General features: G+C 70.2%; 20 protein-coding genes and 2 tRNA genes. 8 read left to right on the forward strand and 14 right to left on the reverse strand.

The window, feature by feature from the left end:
- Nucleotides 1-7: 7 nt before the first annotated feature.
- Both ACZ5GP_RS13925 and ACZ5GP_RS13930 read right to left on the reverse strand, forming a co-directional pair.
- Entirely contained in the window at nt 8-712 is a 705-nt protein-coding gene (locus ACZ5GP_RS13925) for a class E sortase (RefSeq protein ID WP_468751066.1), read from the reverse strand.
- A gap of 75 nt (nt 713-787) precedes the next feature.
- Nucleotides 788-1,558, reverse strand: coding sequence for a DUF881 domain-containing protein (locus ACZ5GP_RS13930; RefSeq protein ID WP_468751067.1), 771 nt, complete (start codon nt 1,556-1,558; stop codon nt 788-790).
- A 141-nt stretch (nt 1,559-1,699) separates the two neighbouring features.
- Between ACZ5GP_RS13930 and crgA the strand changes: the two genes are divergently transcribed.
- Nucleotides 1,700-1,957: a cell division protein CrgA gene (gene crgA / locus ACZ5GP_RS13935; protein WP_358578035.1), complete on the forward strand. Its 258-nt coding sequence runs from the start codon at nt 1,700-1,702 to the stop codon at nt 1,955-1,957.
- 270 nt (nt 1,958-2,227) lie between these two features.
- Here crgA and ACZ5GP_RS13940 read toward each other — a convergent pair whose 3' ends face one another.
- The gene (locus tag ACZ5GP_RS13940; protein WP_468751068.1) at nt 2,228-3,124 is read right to left on the reverse strand and encodes a rhomboid family intramembrane serine protease; all 897 of its coding nucleotides are present in this window, start codon (nt 3,122-3,124) and stop codon (nt 2,228-2,230) included.
- A 190-nt stretch (nt 3,125-3,314) separates the two neighbouring features.
- The gene (locus tag ACZ5GP_RS13945) at nt 3,315-3,848 is read right to left on the reverse strand and encodes a peptidylprolyl isomerase (protein ID WP_468751069.1); all 534 of its coding nucleotides are present in this window, start codon (nt 3,846-3,848) and stop codon (nt 3,315-3,317) included.
- A 271-nt stretch (nt 3,849-4,119) separates the two neighbouring features.
- On the opposite strand from ACZ5GP_RS13945, the gene ACZ5GP_RS13950 reads away from it, so the two are divergent.
- On the forward strand, nt 4,120-4,821 hold the full coding sequence (locus ACZ5GP_RS13950; protein WP_468751276.1) for a DUF5324 family protein: 702 nt from the start codon (nt 4,120-4,122) through the stop codon (nt 4,819-4,821).
- A gap of 161 nt (nt 4,822-4,982) precedes the next feature.
- On the opposite strand, the gene ACZ5GP_RS13955 is transcribed toward ACZ5GP_RS13950, so the two are convergent.
- Nucleotides 4,983-5,924 carry an endonuclease/exonuclease/phosphatase family protein gene (locus ACZ5GP_RS13955; protein WP_468751277.1) on the reverse strand — a complete coding sequence of 314 codons (942 nt, stop codon included), beginning with the start codon at nt 5,922-5,924 and terminating at the stop codon, nt 4,983-4,985.
- A gap of 122 nt (nt 5,925-6,046) precedes the next feature.
- Nucleotides 6,047-6,724, reverse strand: coding sequence for a M15 family metallopeptidase (locus ACZ5GP_RS13960; RefSeq protein WP_468751070.1), 678 nt, complete (start codon nt 6,722-6,724; stop codon nt 6,047-6,049).
- 86 nt (nt 6,725-6,810) lie between these two features.
- On the opposite strand from ACZ5GP_RS13960, the gene ACZ5GP_RS13965 reads away from it, so the two are divergent.
- The 3 genes from ACZ5GP_RS13965 (at nt 6,811) to ACZ5GP_RS13975 (ending at nt 9,692) form a co-directional block, all read left to right on the forward strand.
- On the forward strand, nt 6,811-7,506 hold the full coding sequence (locus ACZ5GP_RS13965; RefSeq protein ID WP_468751071.1) for a response regulator transcription factor: 696 nt from the start codon (nt 6,811-6,813) through the stop codon (nt 7,504-7,506).
- A complete protein-coding gene (locus ACZ5GP_RS13970; RefSeq protein ID WP_468751072.1) occupies nt 7,499-8,593 on the forward strand; it encodes a sensor histidine kinase in 1,095 nt (364 codons plus the stop codon). Before ACZ5GP_RS13965 ends, ACZ5GP_RS13970 begins: the two co-directional genes overlap by 8 nt.
- Before the next feature lie 181 nt (nt 8,594-8,774).
- Nucleotides 8,775-9,692, forward strand: a complete 918-nt coding sequence (locus ACZ5GP_RS13975; protein WP_468751073.1) for a ribosome-inactivating family protein — start codon at nt 8,775-8,777, stop codon at nt 9,690-9,692.
- 111 nt (nt 9,693-9,803) lie between these two features.
- Here the strand turns inward: ACZ5GP_RS13975 and ACZ5GP_RS13980 are convergent, their stop codons facing one another.
- From ACZ5GP_RS13980 to ACZ5GP_RS13990, 3 genes are all read right to left on the reverse strand, one after another.
- Nucleotides 9,804-10,241, reverse strand: coding sequence for a universal stress protein (locus tag ACZ5GP_RS13980; protein WP_468751074.1), 438 nt, complete (start codon nt 10,239-10,241; stop codon nt 9,804-9,806).
- 68 nt (nt 10,242-10,309) lie between these two features.
- Nucleotides 10,310-10,798: a VOC family protein gene (locus ACZ5GP_RS13985; RefSeq protein ID WP_468751075.1), complete on the reverse strand. Its 489-nt coding sequence runs from the start codon at nt 10,796-10,798 to the stop codon at nt 10,310-10,312.
- A 336-nt stretch (nt 10,799-11,134) separates the two neighbouring features.
- A tRNA-Ala gene (locus tag ACZ5GP_RS13990) sits at nt 11,135-11,207 on the reverse strand.
- A gap of 180 nt (nt 11,208-11,387) precedes the next feature.
- Between ACZ5GP_RS13990 and ACZ5GP_RS13995 the strand changes: the two genes are divergently transcribed.
- Together ACZ5GP_RS13995 and ACZ5GP_RS14000 are read left to right on the forward strand one after the other, a co-directional pair.
- Nucleotides 11,388-11,936: a helix-turn-helix domain-containing protein gene (locus ACZ5GP_RS13995; RefSeq protein WP_468751076.1), complete on the forward strand. Its 549-nt coding sequence runs from the start codon at nt 11,388-11,390 to the stop codon at nt 11,934-11,936.
- Between the two features lie 49 nt (nt 11,937-11,985).
- Nucleotides 11,986-13,161: a serine/threonine-protein kinase gene (locus ACZ5GP_RS14000; protein ID WP_468751077.1), complete on the forward strand. Its 1,176-nt coding sequence runs from the start codon at nt 11,986-11,988 to the stop codon at nt 13,159-13,161.
- Here ACZ5GP_RS14000 and ACZ5GP_RS14005 read toward each other — a convergent pair.
- Together ACZ5GP_RS14005 and ACZ5GP_RS14010 are read right to left on the reverse strand one after the other, a co-directional pair.
- Nucleotides 13,127-14,524, reverse strand: a complete 1,398-nt coding sequence (locus tag ACZ5GP_RS14005; RefSeq protein WP_468751078.1) for a hypothetical protein — start codon at nt 14,522-14,524, stop codon at nt 13,127-13,129. The two genes, ACZ5GP_RS14000 and ACZ5GP_RS14005, sit on opposite strands and share 35 nt — an antisense overlap.
- Before the next feature lie 248 nt (nt 14,525-14,772).
- Nucleotides 14,773-14,901, reverse strand: a complete 129-nt coding sequence (locus tag ACZ5GP_RS14010) for a DLW-39 family protein (RefSeq protein WP_003999697.1) — start codon at nt 14,899-14,901, stop codon at nt 14,773-14,775.
- Nucleotides 14,902-15,214: 313 nt separating this feature from the next.
- On the opposite strand from ACZ5GP_RS14010, the gene ACZ5GP_RS14015 reads away from it, so the two are divergent.
- The gene (locus tag ACZ5GP_RS14015) at nt 15,215-15,550 is read left to right on the forward strand and encodes a DUF6344 domain-containing protein (protein ID WP_468751079.1); all 336 of its coding nucleotides are present in this window, start codon (nt 15,215-15,217) and stop codon (nt 15,548-15,550) included.
- Nucleotides 15,551-15,653: 103 nt separating this feature from the next.
- Here ACZ5GP_RS14015 and ACZ5GP_RS14020 read toward each other — a convergent pair whose 3' ends face one another.
- The 3 genes from ACZ5GP_RS14020 to ACZ5GP_RS14030 form a co-directional block, all read right to left on the reverse strand.
- Nucleotides 15,654-16,013, reverse strand: a complete 360-nt coding sequence (locus ACZ5GP_RS14020; protein ID WP_468751080.1) for a VOC family protein — start codon at nt 16,011-16,013, stop codon at nt 15,654-15,656.
- A gap of 99 nt (nt 16,014-16,112) precedes the next feature.
- Nucleotides 16,113-16,189: transfer RNA gene (locus ACZ5GP_RS14025), tRNA-Ile, on the reverse strand.
- Nucleotides 16,190-16,288: 99 nt separating this feature from the next.
- Nucleotides 16,289-16,942 (reverse strand): DUF3566 domain-containing protein, encoded by a 654-nt coding sequence (locus ACZ5GP_RS14030; protein ID WP_468751081.1) that lies wholly within the window; start codon nt 16,940-16,942, stop codon nt 16,289-16,291.
- Nucleotides 16,943-16,960: the final 18 nt, after the last annotated feature.

A 16,960-nucleotide genomic window follows, 5' to 3' on the forward strand; every position in this document is an offset into this window, starting at 1 on the left:
CAACAGACTAACGGCGCAGTGCCTCCGGTTTCCCGGCCTCCACGGGCCGGATGCCCTCCAGTCGGGCCCAGACGACCAGCCGGTGGCTGTGTCCCCACTCCGGTTCACAGGTCGTCAGGGTGAGGTAGCGGTCGGGGCCCTCGAAGCCGGAGCCGCGCGGGACGGGCGCGATGACGCCGATGTCGCCGGGGAGGGTCTTGTGGGGCCTTCTCTCGACGCGGTACGTGAACCAGGTCGCGCCGTCGGTCAGGACGACGGCGTCACCGCGCCGCAGCCGCGGGAAGTCCTTGAAGGGGTCTCCGTAGGTGCGCCGGTGGCCGGCGACCGCGAAGTTGCCCTTCTGCCCCAGCCGGGCGGTGGCGGCGTAGTGCCCGAGCCCCTTCTTCAGCACGTCCGTGCCGGTGCCCTGGAGCACGGGCTTGTTCCACGTGAAACCGAACCGCGGGATGTACATGACGGCGAACGGTTTGCCGTCCTTGTAGGGGGCGGGCTGCTGCGGGGAGGCCTCGACACCGCCACCCTCGGCGCCGCCCGTCCCCGCGGACGCCGAGCCCCGCGCCCACCGGCTGTGGAGGTCGTCGATCTGGCGCTCCATGGCCTCGTCGGCCCGCACGCCGGTCCAGAACAGGACGTACACCACGAAGAGCACGATCAGCGTGCCGACGGTCACGCACAGCTCGCTGAACGTCCTGACGATCACGCGCACGGACACAGGCTCCCCCTGGGGGCGGCTATTCTCCGGCTGCTCCACGGCTCCGCCGGTCGTCGCACGGGACCGCTCCGCCGGTCATCGCACGGGCTTCGCGTAGTGGAGATCCACTGTGCCCGAGTAGCCGGGAAGAGTCACCGCCCCGTCGTCGTCCACCTTCCAGCCGAGGCCGTAGGCGTTGACGTACAGCATGTAGTTCTGGATCTCGGGGGACGCGGCGAGGGCGGCCCTGAGCTTGTCGGGGTTCCCCACGGCGGTCACCTTGTAGGGCGGGGAGTAGACGCGGCCCTGGAGGATCAGGGTGTTGCCGACGCAGCGCACGGCGCTCGTGGAGATCAGCCGCTGGTCCATGACCTTGATGCCCTTGGCGCCACCCTGCCACAGGGCGTTGACCACCGCCTGGAGGTCCTGCTGGTGGATGACCAGGTCGTTGGGCTGCGGGTCGGGGTAGCCCGGGAGCTTGGGCGCCGCGTCGGGTGGGGCGTCGGCGAGGGTGACCGTGACGGCCTCGCCGTGCAGCTCCTTGGTGCCGGCGTTCTCCTCCAGGGCCTTGAGCCGGGCGTCGTCGGCCTTGGTGCCCCCGTCGTCCCGCTGGGCGAGCGCCTCGACGTCGTCGCGCAGGGAGCCGTTGGACTCGTCCAGCGCGCCGTTCTTGTGGCTGCGCTCCTGGATCAGGTCGGACAGTTTCAGCAGGGAGGCGTCGGTGCGGATGTTGGTGCCCTTGGCCGTGTTGAAACTGGTGAAGAAAATCAGGCCGGCGAGCGCGAAAACGGCACCCGTAAGCACCCGAACCGGACGCCATCGAGGGCGACGACCGGCACCTTTGTGGGGGTCGGCAGAATTGCTCAACGTACCCTTATCTCCTTCAGCGCCGCGGAAGCACTACGCTAACGGACGCCCGGGGGGAGGCCTCAGCTCCCCGAGGAGTCCCGCCAAGCCCCGTCCCAGTTACCTGCGCGGCCACGCAGCGCATCGACAGGAGAGACCCTCGTGCCGAAGTCACGTATCCGCAAGAAGGCTGACGACTACACGCCGCCCCCCGCCAAGAAGGCGACGAACATCAAGCTGACCAACCGCAGCTGGGTGGCTCCGGTGATGCTGGCGATGTTCCTCATCGGGCTGGCCTGGATCGTGGTCTTCTACGTCACGAACGGCACGCTGCCGATCGACTCGCTCGGCAACTGGAACATCGTCGTCGGTTTCGGCTTCATCGCGGCGGGCTTCGGCGTCTCCACGCAGTGGAAGTAGCTCTCCGCGGGGAGGGGAAGTAGCCCACTTCACCCCCGCCGCACAAGCCCTGCCCTGAGTTATCCACAGCGCTATCCACACGAGTGGAAAAGGTCTGAAGATCTGTGGATAACTCTCCGCCGGTTGACACCGGTGTGACTGACCCACCGGTTCCCTCGCCACCGCCCACCCCTTGTCCTTCCTGGGAAAACCCGGGCCGGCGACGAGGGGCACGGGTGTTCCCCACTGCGTGCACAGGATCGAGCACACGCTGTGGACAACACCGTTTCCTCACACGAGCTGCCCGGTCCTGACGAGGACGATCACCACGGTCGCGACCAGGACCAGCGCACAGCTGCCGTACTGGATGAGGCTCCGCCGCTTGCGGGGCGCGTACACCATGGCGTAGCCCACGACGAGCCCGCCGACCAGGCCACCGATGTGGGCCTGCCACGCGATGTTGGGCCAGAACTTCGTGATGAGCAGGTTGATCGCCAGCAGCGCGAGGACCGGCCGCATGTCGTACTTCAGGCGCCGCATCAGGATGGCGGTCGCGCCGAACAGGCCGAAGACGGCGCCGGACGCTCCGAGCGAGGGCTGATTCGGCTCTTCGAGGAGATAGGTCAGCGCGCTGCCCGCGATCCCCGAGGCCATGTACAGGGCGATGTACCGGGCCCGGCCGAGAGCCGCTTCGAGCGGCCCGCCGATCCACCACAGGCTCAGCATGTTGAAGGCGATGTGCATGACGCTGCTGTGCAGGAACATCGCCGTGACCAGGCGGTACCACTGCCCCTCGGCGACGCCTTCGACCGATCCGAGCTCCGGCACGATGGCGCGTCCGAGCATGTCGTACTGGTCGGTGAAGCGGTCCCCGATCGCCATCTGCATCAGGAACAGGGCGATGTTCAGCCCCAACAGGATCTTGGTGACCAGCCGGGGGTCGGCGCTGATGGTGCCGCCGGCGACCGTGCGCGGCTGGGTGGCCGTCGGGGCGTGGCCGGTCCCCGAACCGCCGCGGACGCACTCCGGGCACTGGAAACCGACCGAGGCGCTGATCATGCACTCGGGGCAGACGGGACGTTCGCATCGGGTGCAGGTGATGCCGGTCTCACGGTCCGGGTGGCGGTAGCAGCGGGGCAGGCCCGACGCCCCTCGCGACTCCTGCGGGCTGCCTGGCACCTGGTCCATGAGGTCCCCTCAAATCTCCGTGCGACGGCACTGGTACGACGGCACTGCGGCGTGGCGGCACTGGTACGACCGCACTGTGGCGCGGCAGGCGCCGGCGTGATGGCACGCTCGGCAACGCACCGCCCCGCCCTTCCTTACGGATGGGCGGGGCGGTTCGGTTCCCCCGCGGACACCCGCGGGTAAGCGCCGATCAGGCGTCGCGGTTCTCGATGACCACGGACTCGATGACCACGTCCTTCACCGGGCGGTCGGTGCGCGGGTTGGTCTGCGTGCCCGCGATGGCGTCCACGACCTTCCTGCTGGCGTCGTCGGCGACCTCGCCGAAGATCGTGTGCTTGCCGGTCAGCCACGCGGTCGGCGACACAGTCACGAAGAACTGCGAGCCGTTCGTGCCCGGTCCCGCGTTGGCCATCGCCAGCAGGTAGGGCTTGTTGAAAGCGAGGTCCGGGTGGAACTCGTCCTTGAACTCGTAGCCCGGGCCACCGGTGCCGTTGCCCAGCGGGTCGCCGCCCTGGATCATGAAGCCGCTGATCACGCGGTGGAAGACCGTGCCGTCGTACAGACGGTCCGTCGTCTTCTTGCCGGTCGCGGGGTGGACCCACTCGCGCTCGCCCTGAGCGAGCTCAACAAAGTTCTTGACCGTCGTGGGCGCGTGGTCCGGCAGGAGCCGGACGACGATGTCGCCCTGGTTGGTCTTCAGGGTGGCGTAAAGCTGCTCAGCCACGATCTGCCTTCCGTTGTCTTCTGTGACACCCCGATCCTCGCACGGACCGGATTGGGACGAGTAGCCGCCGAGTCGGCGCGCGCCGCGGCGATCCGTGACATCGTCGGCAAAGAACTCTTCTCATCCCGTTCAATCGGATTCCCCGCGCCGGAAACGGATACCCGCTCCTTGCCGCCCGCGAGTGATTCATACCTGGGAGCGATCCAGAAGGCATGATCCTTGAAAGGGTGGAAAGGTGACATACGTATACGCCACCGAGGAGGAGGATCACGTGACCCGCATCGACAGCGTGCGTGCCGCGACTGGCTCGGCCAAGGACAGCGTGCGGCACGCCGCGGACGCGGTGGCGCCATACGCCGACACGGCCAAGGACCGGGCCGCGCAGTACGCCCAAGAGGCGCGTGCGCGGCTGGCGCCCAAGGTGTCGCAGGCGGCCGAACAGGCCCGTGTCCAGTACGGCGCCCACGTCGCCCCCCGCGTCGAGCAGGCGCGTACGCACGTGCCGCCGAAGGTCGACCACGCCGCCCACGAAGCAGCCGTACGTACCCGCAAGGCCGCCCGACAGGCCGCCGAGTACTCCAAGCCCCGCATCGAGAGCGCGGTGGCGGCCGCCCAGCCCGTCCGTGAGGAGGCCGCGGCCCGCAGCACGGCCGCGCTCGCCGCTCTGCGCGGCCAGGTCTCGGCCAAGGAGATCCAGCGGCTGGTCCGCAAGCACGAGCGCCGGGCCAGGAACGGCCGCATCGCCAAGAAGCTCGCCCTTGTCAGCATCCTCGCCGGGGGTGCCTTCGCCGCCTGGAAGTGGTGGGACAAGCAGGCCAACCCGGACTGGCTGGTGGAGCCGCCCGCGGCCACCGAGGTCCCCGACAGCACGCCGCTGACCTCGGTCGACGGCAGCGACCAGGCCGCCCTCGACCCGGAGGTCCAGGCCAAGCAGGCCGAGGCCGAGGCGACGGACCGGGACAAGCAGAGCTGACGCAGGTGGGTCGCGCGCCGCGTCCCGTGCGGCATTGACACAGCAGCACCGCGCATCGTGGGGGCGGAGGGCCAATCGGTCCTCCGCCCCCACGATGTTTCACGTGAAACAGCGTCTCGTACGTCCAGTGCGCCGCCTGACCACGTTCTCGCGCACGCCGCTCACCAGTCGATCCCGGCCGCCACCGGCCGATGGTCGCTGCCGGTGGCCGGCAGCACCCACGCGCTCGTCGGCTCGACGCCCCGGACCAGGATCTGGTCGATCCGCGCCACCGGGAAGGTCGCCGGCCAGCTGAAGCCGAAGCCGTCCCCGGCCTCCTGTTGGGCGGAGTGCAGCCGCGAGGCGAGACAGGCGAGCGCGCGGTCGTCCATGGTGCCGTTGAGATCACCGAGGAGCACCACCCGTTCATTGTGTTCGGCGGCGACGGCCTCGGCGAGCGCCTGTGCGCCGCGATCCCGGTCGCCCGTCCAGAAGCCGTCCCCGGGACGCACCCGTACGGACCCCAGGTGGGCCACGTACACCGCCAGCGGCCCGTTCTCTGTGGTCACCGTGGCGCGCAGCGCCCGACTGTCGGCCGCCCTGACGTCGGCCGGCTTGGTGTCCGCCAGCGGCCCGACGTCCTGCGCGATGTCGACCGGTTCGGTGTCCGACAGCGGCAGCTTGCTCCACAGACCGACCGTGCCCAGCACCATGTGGTGCGGGTACGCCTTCGCCAGTGCCCGCTCGTACGCCGGCTTCGCCTGGGGGGTGATCTCCTCCAGGGCCAGGACGTCCGCACCGGAGCCGACCAGGTCGCGGGCGGTGCCGGCCGGGTCGGCGTTGTCGGCGTCGACGTTGTGGGAGACCACGGTGAGGTCGGCGCCCGGCCGGGACTTGTCGGCGAGCAGCCCGCCGAAGAGGTGCAGCCACGCCACCACGGGCAGCAGCAGCGCGAGTGCCGCCGAGGCGGAGCGGCGCCACAGCGCCCCGGCGAGCAGCACCGGGACGAACAGTGCGGACCACGGCAGGAAACTCTCCACCAGGCTGCCGATGCCCTTGCGGTCCGGGATCCGGGCGTGCAGCAGGATGAGCAGGCCCAGCAGCAGCGCCAGCACCGCGAACACCGGGCCCCGCTTCCAGGGCTCCGCTCGGGAGCGGGCCGGGGCGCCCGGACGCCCCTCCTGGTGCCGCTCCTGGTCTGGCTCCTGGTCTCGGTCGAGCAGGGCGTCCGTTCGGAAAGTGCTGTTCACCGGCGCATCCTCGGGTCCTCGGTGGGGTCGGCGTACCTCCGCGGGCAGCCCTGATCACGCGCTTCGGCGCGCAGCTCGTAGTGCCAGGGCTCGTTCTCGTAGATCTGGCACAGCCCGTACGGGGCACCGTGCCGGGACAACCACTTCGTCGCGTCGGAGCGCCCGAGGTCGACCGCCTCCCCCGAGACATGGGGAGAGGTCTGTGCGGTGGCCACCCACCGGGAGGCCTCGTACTCGGAGCCGTACTCGGCGACCGCCTTGCGAAGCAGTTCTTCCTGGTACTTCGGGGAGCGCCAGCCGCTGTTGACGTTGAACCGGATTCCGTCGTCGGCGGCATCCGTCGCGGCCCGGCGGAGGGCCTTGCGCAGCCGCGGGTCAAGCTTGGTGACGGCCGGGGTTTCGTCGTCGAAGACCGTCACGCCGTCGGGGACCACTCCGTCGGCCGCGCCGACTCCGTCGGGCGGCGCCTTCGGCAGTGCCGGGGCCTCGGAGGACGTGGGCGGTGCGGACGTGGACGTGGACGCGGAAGAGGATGAGGAGGTGGACGGCGGTGGCCTGCGGCCGAGGGCCATGGTGAGCACCGCGACGGCGGCGATGGCGACCAACAGCCCGGCGACGAGGAGCCGCCGCCTCCGACGCTCACGTATTCCTGCCGACAGTGGAGTGGGAGTCATACCGCCAGTCAAGGCAGCCGGGTGTTGCCGGCACGTATGCGGTTTTCGATACACCGGCGATATGTGCCGGCTCGTAGCCTCGCTCCATGCGTGTGCTGATTGTCGAGGACGAGCCCTATCTGGCGGAAGCCATCCGCGACGGCCTCCGCCTGGAGGCGATCGCGGCCGACATCGCGGCTGACGGCACCACCGCGCTGGAACTGCTGGGCATCAACACGTACGACATCGCCGTCCTCGACCGCGACATCCCCGGCCCGTCCGGCGACGAGATCGCCAGGCACATCCTCGCCTCCGGCAGCGGCACACCGATCCTCATGCTCACGGCGGCCGACCGCCTCGACGACAAGGCCTCGGGGTTCGAACTCGGAGCCGACGACTACCTCACCAAGCCCTTCGAACTCCGGGAACTCGCGCTCAGGCTCAGAGCACTCGACCGCAGACGCGCCCACCACAGGCCTCCCGTACGGGAGATCGCGGGACTGCGCCTCGACCCGTTCCGCAGAGAGGTCTACCGGGACGGCCGCTACGTGGCACTGACCAGGAAGCAGTTCGCCGTGCTCGAAGTCCTCGTCGCCGCGGAGGGCGGTGTCGTCAGCTCCGAGGAACTCCTGGAACGCGCGTGGGACGAGAACGCCGACCCGTTCACCAACGCCGTCCGCATCACCGTCTCGGCCCTGCGCAAACGGCTCGGCGAACCCTGGATCATCGCCACGGCGCCGGGAGCCGGCTACCGCATCGACACGGCGCCCCGGGCCGCACACAAGGGGGAAGGCCATGGATAGGCGGCCCGGCCTGAGCGTGCGCCTCAAGCTCACCCTCAGCTACGCCGGTTTCCTCATGCTCGCCGGTGCCCTGCTGCTGGCCGCCGTGTGGGTGTTCCTCCTGCAGTACGTCCCTGACGACTGGGACCGCAGAATGCTGCACGACAACCCCAATCGCCAGCTTCTCATCGGCACCTTCACCCCGGCGGCCGCCGCGGTCCTGACGTTCCTGCTGGTCTTCGGCCTCCTCGGCGGCTGGTTCCTCGCGGGCCGCATGCTCGCCCCCCTGACCCGCATCACCGACGCCACCCGTATGGCCACGGACGGATCGCTCTCGCACCGCATCCGCCTGGAGGGCCGCAGGGACGAGTTCCGCGACCTCGCCGACGACTTCGACGCGATGCTCGAACGGCTCGAAGCGCACGTCGCCGAACAGCGGAGGTTCGCGGCCAACGCCTCGCACGAGCTGCGCACCCCGCTGGCGATCTCGAAGGCGCTGCTCGACGTCGCCCGCGGCGACCCCGACCACGAGACCGGCGAACTCGTCGAGCGTCTCCACGCCGTCAACACCCGGGCGATCGACCTCACGGAGGCGCTGCTGCTGCTCGGCCGCGCCGAGCAGCGGACCTTCGCCCGAGAACGCGTCGACCTGTCCCTCATGGCGGAAGAAGCCACCGAAACGCTGCTCCCCCTCGCCGAGAGGCACGGCGTCACCCTCACCACCAGCGGCGACATCGCCCCCACGACCGGCTCGCAGGCACTCCTGCTCCAACTGGCCACGAACCTGGTGCACAACGCGATCGTCCACAACCTGCCCGGCCGGGGCACCGTGTGGATCACCACCGCTGTCCGGCCCGAAACCGTGCTTCTCACCGTCGAGAACACCGGCGAGAAGCTCGCCCCGCAGTTGACCCCGACCCTCACCGAACCGTTCCGGCGCGGCACGGAACGCGTCCACACCGACCATGTGGGCGCGGGCCTCGGCCTGGCCATCGTCAAGACGATCACCCGTGCCCATGACGGCACCCTCACCCTCACCCCGCGCCCCGCCGGCGGCCTCCGCGTCGCCGTCGAACTGCCCGCGGCGCCCCCGCGTACCGACTCCTGACCGAGGTCGGCGGAGCCACGCATCCGGGGAACGGCGCGGGGCATGTCACGGACATGCACGGAGGGACCAGACCGCATGCACGGCACGGCAAGGGGGTGCCAGAAAGCGCATGCATGCTGAAGCGAGATGCGAGGGGATTGCAGACCCCGCCCCCCACCCGACCGACTGATGAGGGAATGCCGTGCTCAAGAGGACTGGCTTCGCGCTGGTGTCGATCACCGCCGCGACCGCACTGCTCACCCCGCTGGCCACCACGGCCTCGGCGACGACCGGCCCGGCCGACAGGACGACGGCGGTCAGCCGGGACCTCCAGCCAGCGGCCAAGACCAGCGCGGCGACCCGACAGAACTGGCCGGTCATCGACTGGGACATCACGGACATCACGGCCGGCCGGGGTGAGCACGCGAATCGCTACTGGAACCTGATCGACGCGATCCACCAGAACAGCTACGGCGACGCGACCGACACCGGCAGCGGCCTGGTCCAGCAGACCACCCGGAACACGAACCGGCTGATCCAGGTGCGGGTGCGGAACGAGGGACGCGACCTCGTCTCCGTCTACCTGTGGGCCGACAACCTCTACGTCGCGGGCTTCTACTCTCCCGGCGCCGGCGTCCACTGGGCCTTCCAGGACGGCCGCCAGCAGCAGTTCCAGCAGGATCTGGGCGTGCAGGTGCGTTTCATGCCGCGCAACGGGAGCTACCTCAGCCTCAACGGCGGCAGCACGCGCGAGAACCTCTACCTCGGCTCCACCAACATCTTCAACGCGCTGTACGACCTGCACAACGTCCCCACGTGGAACGAGACGCGCGTCGACCGGGGCATGCTGATGGCCATCACCATCTTCTCCGAAGCCGCCCGCTTCGGCCCGATCTTCAACCGCGTCTACGGCAACATCAACGGCTTCACCAACTACCAGCTGAGCCACGATTACGCCGAAATGGAGAACCAGTGGGGAGCCCTCTCCCTGGCCGCCCACAGCTGGCGTGAGGGCCGCCCGGCCTCGGTGCGCCTGATCGGCAACAACGTCACGAGCTTCGACAGGCTGCGCCAGGTGGTGGGCTTCGTCGAGCTGCACGGTTCGGAGGCGCTGCTCTAGAGCTCCTGTTCACCCGCGCCAGGCGGAGGTGCGGTTCCACGGCGGGCGTGCCGGCCGGGGCCGGGAAACAGCCGGCCGGGCTCCCGAGGCCCGCCGTGTCGTCGTCCTCTGTCAGGTCTCGCGGACCACCACCACGGGGCAGGGGGCGAGGTGTACACAGTGCTGGCTCACCGAACCCAGTAGAGCCTGGGTGAAGGCGCCATGGCCGCGGTTGCCCACTACGAGCAGCTCGGCTCCGCGTGCCGCGGTGATCAGGCACTGGGCGGCGTTCCCGTCCACCACGGTCTGGCGGATCTCGACACCCGGTTCGTCCTTCTCCGTCTGCGCCACCGCCTCCGCCAGCACCTTGCCGAAGGTGTTCTCGAAGTCGTCGGGCAGGGGCAGCGGGGGCCACCCCGCCGTCGTCGGATAGTCCCAGGCGGTCAACGCCTCGACGGTGCTGCCCGACAGCCGGGCCTGCCGCACCGCCCACCGCAGCGCCGCCCGGGACGGCGGCGAGCCGTCGACCCCGACCACGATCCTTCGTCGTTCGTCACTGGGGAGAACCATGGTCATACTCCTGTTCGGAGCGGATCTCGCGAGCCGCTCGATGGGCGGGCCGGGCCGGTCACCATTTGTCACCAGGAGTAGATGCGGGAAATGATCTCCGTACGTGCCACCTGCTCCGGGCCCGGATGGGTCACCTGCACCGGAATGCCATTGGGGTCACGGCCCTCGACCCACGTGAAACCGGCCGCCTCCCGCGTGGTGACGTGAGCGCCGCGGTCCTTGAGGACCTCTTCGCAGTGGCGCAGGGCCGACGCGCTGGGGGCTGTCCACATGAGGCACGGCACTCCGATGCCCCCGGTCGGGTGCGGGGCGTGCCGGCCGACGCAGCGCAGATACAACTGGGACCCCTCGCTGCTGACCAGGAGCGTGGCCTCATGCATGGCCACGGCCACCTGGAGCCCGAGCAACTCCCGGTAGAACGCCACCGACTGATCCAGGTCGAAGACGTACAGAACCGCGGAGGCCAGTCGCATCCCCTCGGACCGCGGATGGCTGCTGTCCTCCCGGGCCGTGGCCGGGGCCGTGGTGGAGGAGCTCTTGTTCGTTCCGGTCGACATGGGACCTCCGGTTGCCGGGCTCCGACCGCGGCACCCCGGGGCGCGCGTGAAGGCGGACAGGACACTGACCGGCGCGCAGGGTGTGCCCCAAGAGACGCGGCAGCTGCTCGTTCGCGCTGCCGGGGGCTGGGGCCGCACAGTCCACGTTAGTCCCCCCGCGGACCTCGGGATACGCGAGAGCGGTACTTTCTCCCGCCCTGCCCTGCGACCTGGCCCGCCGACGTCCGCCACCCCGGCGGCGACCACACTGCGCCCCGCATCAGGCCTGGCTGACGCCAGAAACGCGAAGAGCCCCTCCGACCCGCGTTTCCGCAGTTCGGAGGGGCTCTTGCAATGTGGAGCCTAGGGGAGTCGAACCCCTGACATCTGCCATGCAAAGACAGCGCTCTACCAACTGAGCTAAGGCCCCGAGACGATGCGCCGGGCCGCAGGACCGCCTTCCGGCGTGCATCGCAGACCAGAGTACCGGGTCACCCCCCGGATCTCGCAAAAGGATTGGGGGTCCCGGTCGACGACCACGCTCCGTAAGATGCACGACGTGGTTCGCGGCAGCGAACCGCGGTCTTAGGGGAAGCGATGGGGAGACGCAATGGACGCCGCACAGCAGGACACCACCGCGAGAGCACGGGAGCTCCAGCGGAACTGGTACGGGGAGCCGCTGGGGGCGCTCTTCCGTCGACTCATCGATGATCTGGGCCTCAACCAGGCGCGTCTCGCCGGGGTCCTCGGCCTGTCCGCGCCCATGCTGTCCCAGCTGATGAGCGGTCAGCGCGCCAAGATCGGCAACCCCGCGGTCGTCCAGCGTGTGCAGCTCCTCCAGGAACTGGCGAGCCAGGTCGCGGACGGCAGCGTGAGCGCCGCCGAGGCGACCGACCGCATGGACGAGATCAGGAAATCCCAGGGCGGCTCCGTGCTCACCAACACCGCGCAGACGGCGACCGGTTCGGGCGCACCCACGGTCAAGCGCGTGGTGCGCGAGATCCAGTCGCTGCTGCGCTCCGTCGCCGCGGCCGGCGACATCATCGACGCCGCCGACTCCCTCGCCCCGACCCATCCGGAGCTGGCAGAGTTCCTCCGGGTGTACGGCGCCGGACGCACCGCGGACGCGGTGGCCCACTACGAGGCGCACCAGAGCTGAGCCGTCGACCGGGCCGCCGCACGGCCTGGAAGGGGAGCGGAGCGCGACCATGGGTGAGGTCTTCGCCGGCCGGTACGAACTGGTCGACCCGATCGGACACGGGGGAGTCGGAGCGGTCTGGCGCGCCTGGGACCACCGGCGACGCTGCTACGTGGCCGCCAAGGTGCTGCAACAGAGCGACGCGCACACCCTGTTGAGGTTCGTGCGGGAGCAGGCCGTCAGGATCGACCACCCGCACGTGCTCGCGCCCGCCAGCTGGGCCGCCGACGACGACAAGGTCCTGTTCACCATGGACCTGGTCGGCGGCGGCTCGCTGGCGCATCTCATCGGGGACTACGGGCCGCTGCCGCACCGTTTCGCCTGCACGCTCCTCGACCAGCTCCTCTCCGGTCTCGCGGCCGTCCACGCCGAAGGTGTCGTCCACCGCGACATCAAGCCGGCCAACGTCCTGCTCGAAGCCACCGGCTCCGGACGCCCGCACCTGCGTCTGTCGGACTTCGGCATATCCATGCGCAAGGGCGAGCCACGACTGACCGCGACCGACCATGTCATGGGCACACCCGGATACTTCGCTCCCGAGCAGCTGCTGGGCGCCGAACCGGACTTCACCGCCGACCTCTTCGCCGTCGGCCTGGTGGCCCTGTACGTCCTGGAGGGCGCCAAGCCGGACGCCACGGCGCTGATCGAACACTTCGCCGAGCACGGCACGCCGTGCGCGCCACGGGGCGTGCCGGAGCCGCTCTGGCAGGTCATCGCCACCCTGCTCCAGCCCGACCCCCGGGCGCGCTTCCGCACCGCCACCGGGGCGCGCAAGGCGCTGGCGTCCGCCGCCGAGCTGCTGCCGGGGCCGGGGCCGGACGCCGAGGCCGTGCAGATCTTCGACCACCTCCCACCGCTGCCCACGGGGTACGCCCTCACCGGGCCCACTGGTCACAACGACCTCGTCGGTCCTCCCGGCCTCGTCGGCCCCACCGGCCCCGCCCGCCCCCAAGCCACCCTCAGTCACGGCCCCCCACCACCAAGCCCCGCACCCACACTCGCCCCGACGTACCGCGCCCCCGCCTTCGGGCCCCACAGCCACTTACCGCCGCCACCCTCCACGCCCCCGCGCCCGTACTCCACGACCGGTCCACCACCCCACCCGCCCGCGAAGATCGCCGTCCCGATGCTGCTCATCGCGCTGCTGTGCCTCACGGTCGGTGTGTGGGCCCTGACCCGGCTCTGACGGCGAAGAGCGTCGCCCTCCGCCGCGCGACCAGCGTCCACACGCCGAGGACGCCCAACAGACCCGCCCCGGTCCCGATCCCACCGACGGCGAGCACCACCATCACCGTGTCATCGTCGTCGTCCCGCCCCGCGCGGTTCCCGGCAGCCGTCTCGCCCCGCCGGGCCGCGTCCAGGTCCCGCTCCGTGACGTCGAACTCCCCGGCGGGTACGGGCGATCCCGCGTACGCCGGCCCCGGCCGCGCGGTCCCCTCGACGGATATCCGCAGTGTCAGGTCGAGCGGCCCCTCGCCGGACACCTCCGCGACCCGCGGGCTGAGGTGGACCGACAGGTAGTACCAGCCGGCGAACCGCACCGCGGCCACCCTGTCGCCCGGCGCGAAGCGGTTCTCGTACGCGACCGGAGGCAGTGGGTCCATTCCCACCGACTTCTGCTTGCCGTCGTACGCCGTGTCCGCGTCGTCGACCTCCGCGCGCACCGGGTTGGACAGCGCCACGACCAACGCGGAGGAGACGTACCCCCTCCCGCGCCCGGAGCCGCGTACCGTGCCGCTCCGCTCACCGCGCCCGCTCGAACTGCCCAGCTCCGCGCCGACGGAGAGGCGCTGCCCCCAGTCGACCGGCACCCGGTAGAAGAGCGTTCGGCCGGGCTCGATCCGGTCGCCCCAGACCCCCGTGCCCAGCGCGCGGGCCCCGGAGAAGCCCGGCCCGCCCGCGCGGCTCGTCCGCTCACCGGTCCGGGGCGCGGGGGTCGCGGAGTTCCAGGAGCGCGGCGCTCGCGTCGCTCCCGCAGACCGCAGCGCGGGTTCCGTCGCGACCCGAAGCTCCAGCCCCCAGCCACCCCGGGAGGACTCGGGGGCGCTCATCCGCTCGACGAGCACGTAGTACGTACCGCTACCCGCGCAGCTCCTCTCGTCGGGGCCGACCCGGCGCGCCGCCGTGGCGGTGACGGGGCGCGGGCTCTCGGAGGCGCCGAACCTCGCCTTCCGCGCCTCCCGGGGGCTGCAGTTGTCGCCGTCGGCGTCCTGCACGGAGACCTTGATGCCATCGGCGTAGGAGACCTTCTCGGCCAGCCCCGGCACCGCGGTGACCGCCACGTAGGCGCTCTCCTCGGCCGTCAACTCCAGGCGGTAGAAACGCTGTCCCGCGCGCGGGAGGGAGCTTAGGTACGTCTTCCCCGGGCTGAGCCGGTGCCCCGTCGCGTTGCTCGTCGCGCCGTCGATCGTTTCGGCACCTTCGGCGAAACCGTACGGAGAGGACGCACCCGCCGCCACCGTCTGCGCCGGGGGCAGCGCCCCGGTCACACACAGCGCCGCCCCCACTGCCAGCGCCGCGCCCCTGCCCCCGCCAAGCCGCCGCCCCATCCCGCGCCACCCCTCGTCGCGAAGTCGGCGGTCCCGCCCGGACCGCCCGGGCCCATCCGCCCCGAGCGTCCTGCCCGCCGGGCGCCCCGGGGACACCACCACGACTCCGCCGTCACCGCAACCGCGCCACCCACCACCCCCACATTCGCCCCCGCAAGCAACTCCTTCACGGAAGCGAACTCACCGCACAGCACAAAACCCCGGCCGCATCAGCGACCGGGGCCTGTGAAGTGACTGGTGTCGATGACTCACGAACCCGTGGGCACGGAGTCAGTCGCCTCCGTCCACAGATCCTGCTCGGCGCGATCCGCCTGGATCTGGCGGTACACGAGGAGCCCGCCGATGGCGGCCAGTGCGACCAGGAGAAGCTTCTTCACCGCGCGACCTCGTCTTTCCTTGACGTAGGGGACTTCTGGCGCCCGACTATACACACCGACCGATATCGATCGGTGACCTGGATCCGACCCCAACTTCCGCCCCGGACACAGCAGTCCAAACGGACTTCGGCGCTCCATGGGCATCGCCCCACTGTGACGTTCGCCGCTCCGCGCCCTTTCTCGGGGCCCTTAGGGCCATCCGTGTGGTGTTCATCTGAACATCGGCGCCGCGCGGGCGTCGGTCCGCCGTTATCGACCCCACATACACATCATGAGGAAAGTACGCAAATCGCCCAACCCGAATTGAGGGGTCATGACCGGCAACAAGGCCATGAAGCTGTGGACCACGATCGTCACCGCCTTCCTCGCGCTCTTCGCGGCGCTCGGACTCACCACGACGGCCGCCGCGGCCACGGCGGTACAGGAGACCACGAACACTCGCAACGCCACGGAGTGCGCGCCCACGCCGGCTCTGGCCGCCCTCTGGACAGCCGCGTACGAACGTTCGTTGCCCCCGACGATGAAGCAGCGCATCCGCGCCGAGGCCCACGGGTCGTCGCCCAGCTGCCGGCACCTGCCCCCCGCGGACACGGAAGCCGAGGCCGGGACGGCCACCGCCCATGAGCCAGGGCTCGCCTCGGAGCCGTAACCCGGACCAGACACCCCCCATAGACGTCCGAAGGCCCCCCAGCCACACAGGCTGGGGGGCCTTCGCGCGAACGGACGGGCCAACCTGGGGGCGCGCGGTGGGGTCAGCTCGCCCGGTGTCGCTGACCGAGGACGCAGAACTCGTTGCCCTCGGGATCCTCGAGGACCACCCACGACTGCTCGCCCTGGCCGATGTCGACGCGCTTCGCGCCGTGCGCCTCGAGACGGGCCACCTCGGCGGCCTGATCGTCGGGCCTGAAGTCGAGATGCAGCCGGCTCTTCGCCTTCTTGCTCTCCTCGACCCGCACGAAATCCAACCCCGGCAGCCGATCCGGCGCCGGGCGGATCTCGAACTCATCGTCATCGGAGTGGACGACCACCCAGCCAAGAGCGTCGGCCCACCACTGCCCCAGGGCCGCCGGATCCACCGAATGAACGATTACTTGTTCCCATTCCAAGGCCATCCGCAGAGCGTAGTGCGACCGAGGTTTCGGCAACAGTTGTTCAGGGCGGCCGCGACGCAGCAAAAACCCCCGACCGTATTCGGCCGGGGGTTTTCGTACTGGTGGGGCTAACAGGATTTGAACCTGTGGCCTCATCCTTATCAGGGATGCGCTCTAACCAACTGAGCTATAGCCCCGCCGCGCTTCGGAGTATGTCCCGCGCGCTGACCCCTGAAGATTAGCGCACCTGGGGGCCAGTCCCAAAATCGGTGCTCAGGCCCCCGGCGCGACCCCCGTTACTCGTCTTCCGCCAGCGTCAGCTCGACGCCGCCCACGAAGCCCGCGGAGAGGTTGTAGATGAACGCGCCGAGCGTCGCCAGAGCCGTGGCCAGGATGACGTCGATGACCGCGATGATCGAGGTGAACGTCAGGACACGCGGCAGCGACAGGAAGGACTGCAGGTCGAAGCCGTTCGACTCGTTCGAGCCCGTCGCTTCGGAGATCGTGCCGCCCACCGTGGAGAAGACGCCCATCGCGTCCATGACCATCCACAGCACGGCAGCCGCGACGATCGTGCAGATGCCGAGCGCGATGGAGAGCAGGAAGCTGACCTTCATGACCGACCACGGGTCGGCCCTGGACACCCGCAGCCGCGCCTTACGCGTACGCGGCACGGTGCGCGTGCCCGGCCGCGGCTTGCGCGCCGCGCCCCCCTTGGCGCCCTGCTGGTACGCCTGCGGCGGGTGGTACGGCTGAGACGCCTGCGTCTCGGGCCTGCGCTCCCCGGGCAGCGCCCCGCCCGATGTGTCGGCGTCTCGGGTGTCCGTCACAGTTCCCCCCTGGGATCCATGAGACTCGTCGGAGTCGTGGGCATCTGTGGCGGAGCCACGGGCACCGTCCCTACCGGTAGTGCCGGCCCGCTGGGCCTCGGCGCCCGTGGCTTTACTCACGATGACTCACTCCTCGCG

It is taken from the genome of Streptomyces sp. NPDC031466 (assembly GCF_055581265.1).